The organism is Williamsia sp. 1138 (assembly GCF_002095435.2).
Lineage (GTDB): Bacteria > Actinomycetota > Actinomycetes > Mycobacteriales > Mycobacteriaceae > Williamsia.
In genome coordinates, this window is the sequence record NZ_MJEJ02000022.1 from 1 (window position 1) to 12,914 (window position 12,914).

Annotated in this window: 12 protein-coding genes; 4 read left to right on the forward strand and 8 right to left on the reverse strand. The window is 64.7% G+C overall.

What is annotated here, in order from left to right; genetic code table 11:
* Positions 1-71 precede the first annotated feature (71 nt).
* The gene (locus tag BH683_RS02375) at positions 72-1,286 is read left to right on the forward strand and encodes a DUF222 domain-containing protein (protein ID WP_084834671.1); all 1,215 of its coding nucleotides are present in this window, start codon (positions 72-74) and stop codon (positions 1,284-1,286) included.
* Positions 1,287-1,443: 157 nt separating this feature from the next.
* Here the strand turns inward: BH683_RS02375 and BH683_RS02380 are convergent, their stop codons facing one another.
* Positions 1,444-2,130, reverse strand: a complete 687-nt coding sequence (locus BH683_RS02380; protein ID WP_084834672.1) for a hypothetical protein — start codon at positions 2,128-2,130, stop codon at positions 1,444-1,446.
* 242 nt (positions 2,131-2,372) lie between these two features.
* Between BH683_RS02380 and BH683_RS02385 the strand changes: the two genes are divergently transcribed.
* Positions 2,373-3,335: an oxygenase MpaB family protein gene (locus tag BH683_RS02385; protein ID WP_084834673.1), complete on the forward strand. Its 963-nt coding sequence runs from the start codon at positions 2,373-2,375 to the stop codon at positions 3,333-3,335.
* Here the strand turns inward: BH683_RS02385 and BH683_RS02390 are convergent.
* On the reverse strand, positions 3,323-5,521 hold the full coding sequence (locus BH683_RS02390) for an EAL domain-containing protein (protein ID WP_084834674.1): 2,199 nt from the start codon (positions 5,519-5,521) through the stop codon (positions 3,323-3,325). The genes BH683_RS02385 and BH683_RS02390 overlap by 13 nt on opposite strands.
* 231 nt (positions 5,522-5,752) lie before the next feature.
* On the opposite strand from BH683_RS02390, the gene BH683_RS02395 reads away from it, so the two are divergent.
* Positions 5,753-6,856 carry a glycosyltransferase gene (locus tag BH683_RS02395; protein WP_084834675.1) on the forward strand — a complete coding sequence of 368 codons (1,104 nt, stop codon included), beginning with the start codon at positions 5,753-5,755 and terminating at the stop codon, positions 6,854-6,856.
* 3 nt (positions 6,857-6,859) lie between these two features.
* Here the strand turns inward: BH683_RS02395 and nadE are convergent, their stop codons facing one another.
* The 6 genes from nadE to BH683_RS02425 form a co-directional block, all read right to left on the reverse strand.
* A complete protein-coding gene (nadE, locus tag BH683_RS02400) occupies positions 6,860-7,684 on the reverse strand; it encodes an ammonia-dependent NAD(+) synthetase (RefSeq protein ID WP_084834676.1) in 825 nt (274 codons plus the stop codon).
* Positions 7,681-8,229, reverse strand: a complete 549-nt coding sequence (locus BH683_RS02405) for a CinA family protein (RefSeq protein ID WP_084834677.1) — start codon at positions 8,227-8,229, stop codon at positions 7,681-7,683. Before BH683_RS02405 ends, nadE begins: the two co-directional genes overlap by 4 nt.
* Positions 8,230-8,396: 167 nt before the next feature.
* Complete coding sequence (locus BH683_RS02410; protein ID WP_094647198.1) at positions 8,397-9,236, reverse strand: galactosyltransferase-related protein; 840 nt, start codon at positions 9,234-9,236, stop codon at positions 8,397-8,399.
* Positions 9,233-10,210, reverse strand: a complete 978-nt coding sequence (locus tag BH683_RS02415) for a glycosyltransferase (protein ID WP_094647196.1) — start codon at positions 10,208-10,210, stop codon at positions 9,233-9,235. Before BH683_RS02415 ends, BH683_RS02410 begins: the two co-directional genes overlap by 4 nt.
* Complete coding sequence (locus BH683_RS02420; RefSeq protein ID WP_084834680.1) at positions 10,207-11,301, reverse strand: glycosyltransferase; 1,095 nt, start codon at positions 11,299-11,301, stop codon at positions 10,207-10,209. The genes BH683_RS02415 and BH683_RS02420 overlap by 4 nt, the downstream gene beginning before the upstream one ends.
* Complete coding sequence (locus tag BH683_RS02425) at positions 11,294-12,364, reverse strand: glycosyltransferase (RefSeq protein WP_246833154.1); 1,071 nt, start codon at positions 12,362-12,364, stop codon at positions 11,294-11,296. Before BH683_RS02425 ends, BH683_RS02420 begins: the two co-directional genes overlap by 8 nt.
* Positions 12,365-12,814: 450 nt before the next feature.
* Between BH683_RS02425 and BH683_RS02430 the strand changes: the two genes are divergently transcribed.
* The gene (locus BH683_RS02430; protein ID WP_084834682.1) at positions 12,815-12,913 is read left to right on the forward strand and encodes a potassium-transporting ATPase subunit F; all 99 of its coding nucleotides are present in this window, start codon (positions 12,815-12,817) and stop codon (positions 12,911-12,913) included.
* Position 12,914: the final 1 nt, after the last annotated feature.

Below are 12,914 nucleotides of genomic sequence, written 5' to 3' on the forward strand. Positions count from 1 at the left end.
TTGATACATGCCCTTCCGGGAAGATGCCGCCGACTGTCCCTGTTGATTGCTTGGGTGGAAGGTGTTGTCTTATGCGGGTTCTCGATGTGGTGTCGGCTGTGACTGAGCTGGTGGTCCCTGGTGATTGTGCGGAGCTGTTGGTGTTGGTGCGTGATCTGATCACGTTGCGTAATGCCACCGAGCATCAGGTGTCGGTGTGTGCTGCGGTTCTCGATGAGTTGGGGGTGGCGCGGCAGGCGGGGTCTACGACGTCGAAGTTGTTGGAAGCCAATGGTGCTGCGCCGGCGTCGGCGCAGCGGTGGGTGCGAATCGGTGCCGGTTTGGCGGGTTTGGATCGCACGGCCGGGTGGGCCCGTGATGGGTACCTGTCGTCCGAGCATGTTGATGCGGTGGTCAAGGGTCTAGCCGGTATCGAGGGGCGCTCGGACGAGCCGGTCACCGACGCCGAGCGTTACGAATTTGAGGGGGAGCTGCTGAACGGGGCGGTGTCGGGGGCGCCGCCGGCTGAGATCAGTAAGACTGCTCGAGGTCTGGGTAACGCACTGGCTGCAGATACCGGTGGGAAACCGCCCGCGGAGGACCCTTCCCTGAACAGTCTCGATTATGCGGTCGGTAGCGACGGGCGGTGCGTGGGGAAGTTCGATCTGGATGTGAAGATCGGGGAGAAGTTGTTTTCCGCCCTGGACTTCTGGTCGAAGCCGCGTCCGGAGCCGGATGGTTCTCCGGATGCGCGGACGCCGACGCAGGCGCGGGCCGATGCGTTGCATCAGTTGCTCGACTGTGGCGGTGGTGGGCAGGGGTTGATCTCGGCGCCGCGGACCGAGGTGAATGTGACGGTCCCGGCCGATCATCCTGATCAGGCGTCGTTGCGGTGGATGGGTCCGATCACCGAAGCCACCGCAGCAGCGTTGGCGTGTGATTCGACTTTCACCTTCATCACCCTCGATGGGCAGCAGGTGCCGATTGATCTGAGCCCACCCAAGCGTTTGTTCACCGGGCCGGTCCGTAAAGCCATCATCATCCGCGACGAGTGCTGCATCAAGTGCGGGGCACCGGCGACGTGGACTGATGCCCATCACATCAAGCACTACATCGACGGCGGGGAAACAACCCTGGCCAATGGATGTTTGTTGTGCCGGACCTGCCACGGCGCCGTCCACAACACCGGCTGGGACGTTGTGATGGGCTCCGATGGGCATCCATGGTTGATTCCGCCGCTCGAGATGGACCCACACCAGCGACCATTACCGGCCTATAACAGGCGAACCATGACCCTCGCCGCGTAACACCCTGCTACTGAACGATTCTGACTGACCCCTGGCATTTTCGACCAGCCGCACCTGACCGTGAGTCAGGACCGCGCACGCAATCTTGACAACTCCATAGTGTGAAAACGCACGGTGTTGCCGCCCAGACGGGCTGGGCGGCAACACCAGCGAGGCTTCAGTCCGTGTTCTTCGTGGCGGAAAGGCGCGCCTCGATACCTCCGACGAATACGTCGATCGACAGCTCCAGTTGGGCTCTGTCGTAGGTGTTTACCTTCTGTTCGGCGATCCTGGCGAGAGTGGGTATCTCAGGTTTGTGCTCAGACATGGCTTGCCGGAGCAACTCTGGCCGCGGGGCTGCTTCGGCCGCTGCGATCGCGACGACGTCCCTGGCATGGGAGAGGCAGATGTTCGTCAGTAGCACCAGACACCGAAGGGCGGTCTCGTCATCGGCGCCGGCGTCGATCAGCTTCTGGACGATGACCTCGGATGCCTCGAGCATGGTCGTGACGAACGGATTGCCGAGTTGGAGATGGTCGGCGAGCGGCCCGATGGCGATGACCGCGTCGGTGAAGCCGATCGCGTAGGTGCGGCAAGCCTCCCTCCACGGAATCTCTGCAGCTAACCGAACTGCAGAAAAGCTGTCCGCGAAGGCGTCCATGGCGACGAGTCCGAGTAAGGTCTCTCGGTCGCTGACGTGATGATTGACCGCCTTCCTGTCGACACCCAAAACTCCGGCAACGGCCTGCATGGTGACCGCACCAGGGTCGAGTGTCTTGGCGGCTGCGACGATCTGGTCCCTGTCGAGCCCCGCCCGGACTCCTCGTGCACGGCGAACGGATGCAGTGCGTTCACTGTGAGCCACGAGCCCTGCCTCCTCGGAATGGGGTTGACGACCTCCGAACGGCCAGCCTACAGTCGCACAAGCAACAGTTCCCGGCCGGGAACTGGAAGCCGAGGGGGGTAGGCATGCGACTTGTCGCCAACGGTCGAAGCGATGGGTCCGTGAACAGGGTCCTCACCAGTGAGCGCCTTCTCGGTACCGCAAGACGATGGAGGCGATTCGGAGAGCCGACACCAGCGGGTGAATCGCTGAATGCGGACGGGATGCCCGACTACGGAATCTTCGGTCCGGGAAGCGAGGTGTGGGAGGTACTGCTCCATCCCGCGACAATCGTGTTCCACAACTCGATCCAGGGTTTCATGCAGACGATCTACAAACCGATCGAAGCCGGCATTCGCGACTGCGATCCGATCTCGCGCAAGGGCCGCGACGGCACCTTGACGTTCTTCGATTCGTTCGAACGGCTCCAGCGCAATGCGGGCATGCACGCTCCGATGTGGCTCGGCGACACCGCCACCGCGGAAAAGATGGTGAAACACCTGCACAACATTCACCAGCGAGTGGCGGGCGACATCATTGACGTCGGCGAGCCGGAACTGGGTGGCTACGCCGCGACCGACACGCGCGAGGTGATGTGGGCGGCACTCACCGAGATGCATCCCATGCTGCGTGTATATGAGGCCTTTGCCTTCCGGGATGGGAAGCTGCCCCATCGACTTCCGGCCGCAGCCCGCGACCGATTCATGGGCGAGTCCGCGCGCTACGTACGTCTGCATGGTGTGCCCGAGGACGAGATACCGACCACGATGGCTCAGCTCGCTCTGCTCTACGAGAAATACGATCATCTGTTTCGGCACAGCCCGACGATGAAACTCATTCCCGAGACCGGCGAGGACTTCGAAGAGGTCATGGGCAAGGCCATGATCAAGAATTTTCACTTCACGCAGGTGCGGGCAATACTTCCGTTGATGATTCAGGCCATCATGTTCAATCTGCCCATCGCAGGTGCACTTTCAGGCAAAGCGCGCCGCGCGATGGGACTGAGTCCGGCGAAGGGTCGACTTGCGATCCTGTCGAGGATGGCTGTTCTACCGATCGTCTGGCTCATGCAGCAGCCACCGATCGAACGCCGCTTCATGAGATTGATGTGGGGACCGGACGGAGTGGTGCTCATCGAATCGGCGCGCGTACTGCACAAGCAGGCGCTCGCAGCTCAGTCCAGCTGAGCATGCAGCAATTCCGTTGTGTCGTCGCCTGATATCGGGCGTCCGAACAGATAGCCCTGCGCCAGTTGGCATCCGCAATTCCGAAGGGCCTCGAGCTGCTCCGAGGTCTCGACCCCTTCGGCGACCACAGTCACATCGAAGGCTTTCGCAAGCGAGACGATCGCGGAGATGATGGCCTCTCCGCGAGGGCTGGGCAACCTCGCGATGAACGACTGGTCGATCTTGAAACACTCGAACAGCGGGTAGCGATCGAGGTACGAGATGGAGCTGTGCCCGACCCCGATGTCATCGAGCAGGATCCCCACGCCCATCCGGTGGAGTTCGGTGAGAGTGTCGGCAACTCGTTCCGAGTCTTCGACCCAGACGGTCTCGGTGATCTCCAGGCCCAGTGCCGTCGGGGGCAGGCCGGTCGCAGCCAGGACCAGGGCGACCTGGTCGGGTAGCTTCGCGTCGCGCAACTGCAGAGCACTGACGTTGACGCGAATGGCGATGTCGCTGGTCTGCCGCCACTCGGCGGCCTGCGCGCACGCCGTCCGCAGGGCCCACACACCTAGTTCGGTGGCCAGGCCGGTGCGTTCGGCGACAGCGACGAACTCGGTGGGACCGATCGGACCGAGCGTCGGGTGGTTCCACCGCGCCAGCGCCTCGATCGCAACGATCCGGTTGGCGTCGATGTCGACGATCGGCTGGTACGCCATGTACATCTGATCGCCGCGGATCAGCGCCTTTCGCAATGCAAGCGACAGAGTTCGGATGCGTTCGGCGTCATAGACATCGGCGTTGTCGAAGACCGCGTGCCCGCCGGTCCCGGTGCTCTTTGCGCGGTACATGGCCAGATCAGCCTGATGAATGAGGTCTCGTCTGGTCGACGACTCGTCGGACACTGCGATCCCGATGCTGGCGCTGCGTGGGGTAGGCGAGTTGTCGTCGACGACCGGCTGTCTGATCTCGTCGGTGATCGAGTGCGCGATCTCCTGAGCATGTGCCACGTCCCGGATGCCCTCGCAGATGATCAGGAACTCATCCCCGCCCAGGCGTGCGACCGTGTCCTGTGGCCGCGTCGCGGCATTGAGGCGACGGGCGAACTGCCGCAACGCGATGTCTCCGGTGTCGTGTCCGAGGCTGTCGTTGATGATCTTGAAGTCGTCGATGTCGAGGAGGAGTACGGCGACGACCGTGCCGTTGAGCAGGGCACGTGCGAGGGCCTCATCGATGCACTCGTAGGCGACCTCGCGGTTGGGCAAACCGGTCAGCTGATCGCTCATCCTGCGGTGCCGCAGACGCCGATCCAGTTCGATTCGCCGAATCGCCGTGGACAGGACTCCCGCCACCGTCTGGAGAAAGGCGACCTCCCGCGGGCCGTACGAGCGGGGCCGGACGCTGTGAACGGACAACGCACCCCACGGTCCGGCGTTACCGGCGATGGGTACCGAGACCCCACTCCGCATGCCGGTGGTGGCCATCGCGTGGGTGTCGAACCGCAGCTCGCCTGCGATGTCGGTACACACCACCGGCGTGTTGTGCAGGATCGAATAGCCCATCAGAGAATGGTTCCCCGCGGGTATGCGCCCCATTTTCCACGGGGTTCCGCTGAAGGCCTCGAGCACCAGGGTGGAGTCTTCCTCTGCGTCGACCCGAGTGATCGTAGACCGCTCGACGCCCATCATGGTGGCGGCTGCGCCGGTCGCAATCGGGAGTAGTTGGGGAAGGTCGCCACTGATCGCGATCTTGCTGAGTTCGGCGACAGACTGTTGCTCCGCGGCGAACTGGGCGGCGCTGGCAGCCGCATCGAGCAACTTGAGGTCTCGGTCGTAGCCGGCCCGGCGGTCACGGACGTACGAGGCGATCAGGCTCGGTCTGTCGCCGTCCCTGTCGACCACAAACGTGGAGATGGCGACGGGGATACCCTCTCCCGTGGCGAAGTTTCGCATCTCGCTGCGGCCCTGCCAGTGTCCGACCGTGCTCAGCCCGTGCTCCACCTCGCCTGCGACCTGCAAACCCTCCGGGGTGAAGAAGTCCTTGGTGGTGAGCGTGTCTTCCTCGGGCAATGCGGTCAGGCCCAGTAGCTCGAGACCGGCCGGGTTGAGATAACGGACCAAGCCCGAGAAATCAGACAATGCGACGAGATCGGGCGACCGCTCCAACAGCGCTTGCAAGATCGCCAACTCTGCTTCGGGTCCGCGCATAGGTCGCCATTCTCCCAGAGCCGTGGTCGGCCGGGGCTTGGGCCGCAGGCTGCCTATGAATGTACTGCGGCCAGTCAGGCGGCGGATGTGATTGACCACCACGGCGGTGGTTGCGCGAGGTCCCTGCCGTCCACCGCGGCTGGGTGGGTGCCGGAGGAGTTTCGGACGGTGTTCATCGCGGGGCCACGTGGTGTTCGGTCAACGGGCCGGGGAGGAGTCGACACTTCGATCATGCGGATAGTGCAGGTCGCCAATTTCTATGGGCCGCGTTCGGGAGGACTCCGCACCGCGGTCGATGAATTGGGTAGCGGATACGTCCGGCGCGGTCACGACGTGACGTTGATCGTTCCGGGGCCGATCGCGGCACGCGAGCCACTCGTGTCAGGGGTGGTGCGGCTGACGGTGCCCGCTCCTGTGCTCCCGTTCACCGGGGGATATCGCGCTGCGCGCTTCTCGGCCGTCGCTGCCCAGGCAGCGTCGCTGAACCCCGACGTCATCGAAGTGTCCGACCGACTGACATTGCGTCGCATGGGCATCTGGGCGCGAGACCGGGGCATCGGCTGCGTGATGATCGCCCATGAACGTCTCGACCGGCTGCTGGGTCAGGCACTTCCCCGGCCCGTGGCGCAAACCCTTGCCGACGTCGCCAATCGCGCCACCGCGCGTGACTACGACAAGATTGTGTGCACCACCGCGTTCGCGGGCGAGGAGTTCGACCGTATCGGTGCGAGCAATCTGTGCAGGGTTCCACTGGGCGTCGACCTCGACGTGTTCCATCCGGGCCGCCACAGCTCAGCGATACGCGACCGGACCCGGCGAGGTGCCGATCATCTGCTGATCCACTGTGGACGGTTGTCCGTGGAGAAGCAGGTCCATCGGAGCCTTGATGCTGTTGAGATGCTGCAGGATTCGGGGGATTCGGTGCGGCTGCTGGTCGTCGGCGACGGGCCGTGCATGCGAAAGCTCCGCAAGCGGGCCGAAGGGTTACCCGTCGATTTCACTGGGTACCTCGGGAGCCGTTCCGAGGTCGCGGCGTTGATGGCCTCGGCCGACGTGGCATTGGCGCCGGGACCACACGAGACGTTCGGGCTGGCGGCGCTCGAAGCGCTCGCCGCAGGTACTCCGGTGGTGGTCTCGCAGACCTCAGCGCTGTCGGAGATCGTGACACCGGAGTCCGGTGCGCAGGCGCCGAACACGGCACACGACCTCGCCCAGGCGATCAGGGCCGTGCTGCAACTACCTGTGGCTCAACGACGGTTCAGTGCGCGAGAGCGTGCAGAACAGTTCAGTTGGCCGCACGCGGTCGACGGTATGCTGGCGGCGTTCGTCGGTTGACCGTCATTGCCACCATGTGTCGGACGGTGCGACAGGTAGGTGGCGCTTGTGTCGGGTGCGCAGGTACGCGGCCTCGATGGTCTCTGCGGCCTCGCTCGACACCGATTGTCCCTGTAGATATCGGTCGATGTCGGAGTACGTCACCCCGAGTGCTTCTTCGTCGGGTAGCGCGGGCCGGTCGTCCTCGAGGTCGGCCGTGGGAACCTTCTGCCAGGTCGATTCGGGTGCGTTCAGCGCACGCAGCAATTGCGCGCCCTGGCTCTTGGTCAGACCCTCGAGGGGGTTGACGTCAGTCCCGCCGTCTCCGTACTTCGTGAAGAATCCGGTGACGGCCTCTGCGGCATGGTCGGTCCCCACCACGAGCAGGTTGTGCTCGCCGGCCACCGCGTACTGCGCCACCATGCGTGCGCGGGCCTTGACGTTTCCCCGCACGAAGTCGCGCAGCCGGTCGACACCGAGACCCGTGGCGATTGCGGCGGATTCAGCATCGACACCGGGCTTGATGTCGATGCTGATGACCCTCGACGGCTTGATGAAATCGAGAGCGATGTCGACGTCGGATTGATCGGACTGCTTGCCGTGCGGCAACTGCACGCCGACGAACTCGGCACTGTCGTCGGTCTGGTTGACGCGGTCGACGGCCAGTTGGCTCAGCTTTCCTGCCAGGGTGCTGTCCTGGCCCCCGCTGATGCCCAATACCAAACCCTTTGTCCCGGTGGCGCGTAAGTACGAGGCGAGGAAGTGCACTCGCTGTTCGATCTCGCGTTCGGCATCAATCGACGGTGAGACATGCAGCTCCTCGCGGATCTGGTCACGGAGCGCGGTCATGAAGTCTCCTCCCCGGTCCGGGGTGTCTGCTCGTCCCGATCGCCGGTTCCTGCCTTGGCGTGCTGAATGAGCAGATCTACACTGGCGGCGATCGTGGAGGCGAGGACCTGCTCCGGCTCCCCATCGAAGACGCGATGCAGGGTCTCGACGGATCCGTTGTCGTACACGCCGAACCACACGGTGCCCGGCGGTACGTCCTCCTGGGTCTCGGGCCCGGCTTCGCCGGTCACCGCGACCGCGAGGTCGGCGCCGAGCAGGGTCGCGGTGCTCCGCGCCATCGCGGTGGCCGCAGCTTCGCTGACGACCGGTCCCTCCGGGACATGCAGCACGTCGTATTTGACCTCCTTGCGGTAGGCGACGATGCCTCCGCTGTACCAGTCACCCGACTCCGAGGCGCGCCCCAACTCGGCAGCCAGGTTTCCGGCCGTGAGTGACTCGGCGGTCGCGATCACGCGATTGTTTTCTTCGGCCAGTTCCGCCAATTGCTCGCACCATTGCGCGAGCTCGGAATCGGTGGGTACCCGGTCGTCGGGATCGGCGATCATCAGCTTCTCCGTTCTCGAATTATGCTGTTCGGCAGGATGTTGCGGAACCTCAGTGTCCGCCCTGCGCCTCATCGATCAGCTGCTGCTCGTGCTCGGCATTTCGACACCTATATGGCGTAGCCATTTCGAGATGCCCTAAACCTTCGCCCGGCCCCAGAATCTTCCGATCAAGGGTGCCTGGTGATCCAGTCATCGCTACCGGCATCGAAGGCGATCAGGCCTTGGTCGCGGAAGGCGTCCAACCAACCCTGCATCGGCCACCATCCCCACCGCGCGTGGAAGATCCGGGCGTTCCGCAGGATGTCGTCGAGGTGTTCCACCGGAGGGCTCGAAACCGGGTGGTACTGATGGTAGGCGTGCGCGCCGCCCACCCACGCGATGCGAAAGTCGTTCGCTGCAGCCGACATGGCGAAATCGGTGTCTTCGCCGCCGTAACCCTCGTAGGTCGTCTCGAATCCGCCGATCAGCTGCCAGTTCGCGACGGTCAACGCGAAAGACAACGACCAGAACAGGGTCATCTCGTCATCGCGAACGATGTCGCCTGCCGCAGGGTTGGGCCGGGCGGCGTGCGGATTCGTCAGCGCCTCGAGATCGCTGAGGTCCGCCTGCGGCGGCAGGTAGGTCACAGGCCCGCAGTAGAGCAGACGCTCGCCACCTGTCCGGTCGGCTGCAGCGCCGTACCACCGAAACAACGCGGGGCCCGGCACGCAGTCGACGTCGAGAAAAATCAGCTGTTCGGCGCCGGCATCGATTGCCGTCTGTGCACCGAGGTTGCGGGCCTGCGCCAGCGGCAAGTGTTTGCCCGCACCCTCGACGTCTACCACCCGGGTGGATGGGTAGGGGGCTGCGATGTCATGTACCGCAGCATCATCCATCGCGACGATGATGTGCTCGGCGGGCGGCGTCGTCGCTGCTCTGACCCCGTCGAGTTGGCGCGCCAGGTGATCGTGGCGGCCGGAGACGATGGTGATGGCGACGATCTTCGGCGGCCGGCAGACGGAAGTCACCCGAGGACCGCCTCGATGGCGGCCGCCGCTCGTCCAGCGGCGCCGGCGGTGCGCCACTGCGACCACGGCGGGGCCGCATCCGGTATCGACGCCAAAATGGTGTCCCACTCGCTTGCGGTGGGCCAGGAAGGGGCGACATACGCCAGACCTGCACGCGCCAAATTTCTTCCGGTCCGGAGTTGTTCGTCGAACGGGCGTTCCTGCGGAAGGATCACCGCGGGTTTCTGGGCGACCGCGACGTCGGCGACACTGCCCTGTCCGGCATTGGTGACCACGAGCCGGGCGCTGCACAACTCCCGCCATGGATCGTCGCTCCACGTCCCGAACGCCGGGCCGAGCCCACGGATGGTGAGTTCGGGGTGGTCGCCGGCGAGCTGCGAGACCGCGGCCTGCGAGGTGGTCGCTCCGCCGGTGCCGGTCAAGACCAGGACATCGGACTCGCAGTCGGGATCGATCCGGACCGGCCGGCCGTCGAACCGGCTGATCCCTCCCGTGAACGTGGTCTTGTGCAGGTGCGGGGTGAGCCACTGAGGCTGGTACAGCTCTTTCGGCCACGGGGCGATGATGGCGTCGGCCAACCGGTAGGCCAGCAGATGGGGCGGATCCGTCCGTTCTCCGGGCATCGCGGTGACGACCACGGGAACACCGAGCAGGCGGACGAAGGCGGTGACCTCCACCGACACGTCGACCACCATGGCATCGGGCCGATGCACGGACACGAACTCCGCGATCTCCACCATCCGCGTCCGAAGTCCGTCGTCGAGGCGCGGAGCCCAGTGCAGCGCGCCGTTGGCGTCGACGTCGCTTGGGGTGTCCGTTAAATCATCTCGCGTCAGCGTGATCCGATCGGCGAACACGGTGCTGGTGATGTCGGCACTGCTCAGTGCCACGACCGGAACCCTGAGTCGGTCGGTGATCGCCTCCGCGCGCATCCGGTGACCACTGCCCTGATGGTGGATGTAGTAGCCGATCACGCCGGGATGTTCTCGCGGCCGGCCATCTCCGAGTAGAGCAGTTGATACTGCTCCACCATGGCGTCTTCGCTGCAGTGGGTGAGCGCGCGACGCCGAACGTTGCGACGGTCGTACCCCGCGGCCGTGAGTGCCGCCGTGGCCAGTGCCGCAACGTCTCCGGGCGGAACGAGGATCCCGCCGTCGGTGCCGACGATCTCGGGGATGCCACCGCGGTCGAACGAGGCCACGGGTGTGCCGCACGCCAGTGATTCGGCGACCACCAGACCGTACGGCTCGTCCCACGTCGGGGTGACCAGGGTGACCGCCGACGAACCGACGAGGTCGGCCAGTGCGCTGTGGCCGAGGTGTCCGACGTAGCGGATCTGGTCGTCGAGCGCAGGTTCGATCATCGTGGTGAAGTAGTGCTCGTCGCTCCTCGGACCGGCAAGACGGAGCGGCTTCCCGGCCAGCCGAGCGGCCTCGATCGCCAGGTGTGCGCCCTTCTCCGGGACCAGGCGACCGAACCAGACGAGATCGGTACCCCCGGCACCCTCCGGCCAATGGTCGATCCGAACTCCGTTGCGGACGACGGGTGTCGGACCCAGGACGTGCTCCCACAGCCGCGCGGTGTGGCCGCTGACCGCCACACACCGCGGATGGGGCGCGACGGTCATCGCCGACTCCAGCCAGGGCGTAGGTGGGGTGTGCAGCGTGGTCACCATGGGCGTGGCAAGCGCCGGGGCCATCGCAATCGGCAGGTAGTGCAGGCTGTGGTTGTGGATGAGGTCGAATCGCCCGGGATCGGCGACGAGGTCGAGCATCAATGACAAATACGCGTGATGGTCGCGCATCGCCGTCTCGGACGGCATCGACACATCACCCCGCGCCACCTCAGATGGCTCGAAGATGTTGACGTGCATCACATGTACCCCGGGGCCGACGTCCGATCCAGGGCCTGCGAACAGGGTCACCTCGTGTCCTGCAGCGGTCAGGGCCCGGGTCAGGTGCCAGACATGGGCTTCGAGTCCGCCGGCGAAAGGTTCCGCGATCGGGTGACGGCTCGATGCGATGACGGCGATCTGCAACGGCCGCTCAGTCTTCCGTTCAGGCATCGAGGCACCTGCTGTAGATGGCGGAGTGCTGTTGGGCAAGCCACTGTCGCTGCGCCAGCCGCTGCGACCACGACGGTGCCGGGGTGGGGGTGTCGTGGGCCGCTTTCAGTGCAGCGGCGAGGCTCTCGGCGTCGAAATGGTTCTCGTCGGAGTCGAACTCGAAACAATCCTGCTGCTGACCGTAGAAACCGCAGCTGGGAGCCAGGACCGCCGTGCCCAGATCGTGGCACGCCTCGAGCCAGCCCGAGTGCGTCCCGAACCGGTACGGAAGTACCGATACCGACAGTCCCTGCAGGTACCCCCACAGTTGGTCGTCCGAAAACCGCCGATGCTCGATCAGCCGTGCGCTGTCGTGGGATCCGAGGGTCCGTAGTTCCCGTCCGAGGTCGGGGTCGTATCCGTGGTGGCTCCGATCGAAGATGTCGTCGTGCACGTTGATCTGAACCACCATGTCGTCGTATGACGCGGCGATGTCCACCAGGGCCTGCGCGACCGTCAGTGGGTCGCAGTTCGCTCGCGCACTCTTCGCATGAATGCCGACGGTGAACTCGGGGGAGTCGGTCGGACGTTGATGAAACCACTGCGGCGGGACCACATGTGGGTGGGGCAAGACGGTGGCGGTACGCTGCCAGCGCTCCCGGATGCGCTCGGCAGCGCCCGGGGTGAGAGTGATGATCTCATCGGCCTCCGGGACCAGGATGTCGAGTACCGCTTCGTGGGCACCTGGCGATCGGTGGTGCGGATTACGCAGGTCGTGCAGCGTGTAGACGATCGGCTTACCACGTGATCGGAGCTCGGAGATCACATCGTTCATGGTCTCGGGAGAGACATCGTCGAACCCGAAGTGGAGATGAAAGACGTCGAACTCTGCGTGATGGGCCGCGAGCCACTGCGGGTCCAACATGCGTGGCGGCCACCACACGCCGGGATCGGTCCGACCGCCGGCCGGAACAGGATCAGGAAGACGGATGACGTTCGTCTCCTCGGGCATCAGAGGAGCGATGTGCCGGACGTACACGTGCGAGTTCGGCACCGACGCGACCCTGATACTGCTGCGCTTCACCCACGACCTCGCTTCACCATCGCTCACTGACTCCCAGAAGGCTGACGACTCAACCGAGACAGGCATGACGCAGGCGGATCGTGTCCGCCTCGCCATGCCTCATCGAGCGTGTACCCAGCTGTGACGGTGGCTAACCGTGCGCGGGTGACCGGCGTCAGGCCGCGGATCGATCCCTGATCACGCGAACGGGCTCCGTCATCTGGCCGTCGGCTTCAGTGGGCGCAAAGATCTCGTAAAGATGCAGCACGCGGGCGTATGAAGGTCGTCAACGCACTGGTCGCAACCACCGCCGCCCCAGCATGCTGAACTCACCGGCCGGACCCGACGAAGTGGTCCGGCCCCCTCATCCTCAGGAGTGGACGTGGCAGATCTCTATTTCGTGCCGGCGATCTTCGGTGGCTTCGGTGTGTGCGTACTCGTCCTACGCCTTGTTGCTGCCCGGACCCGACCGTGACCGCCGACGGCGCGACAAATGTCGTGTTGCTGATCATCGCAATCGTGGTGGTGCTGTATCTCTGTGCAGCCCTGGTACTTCCCGAAAGGTTCTAGG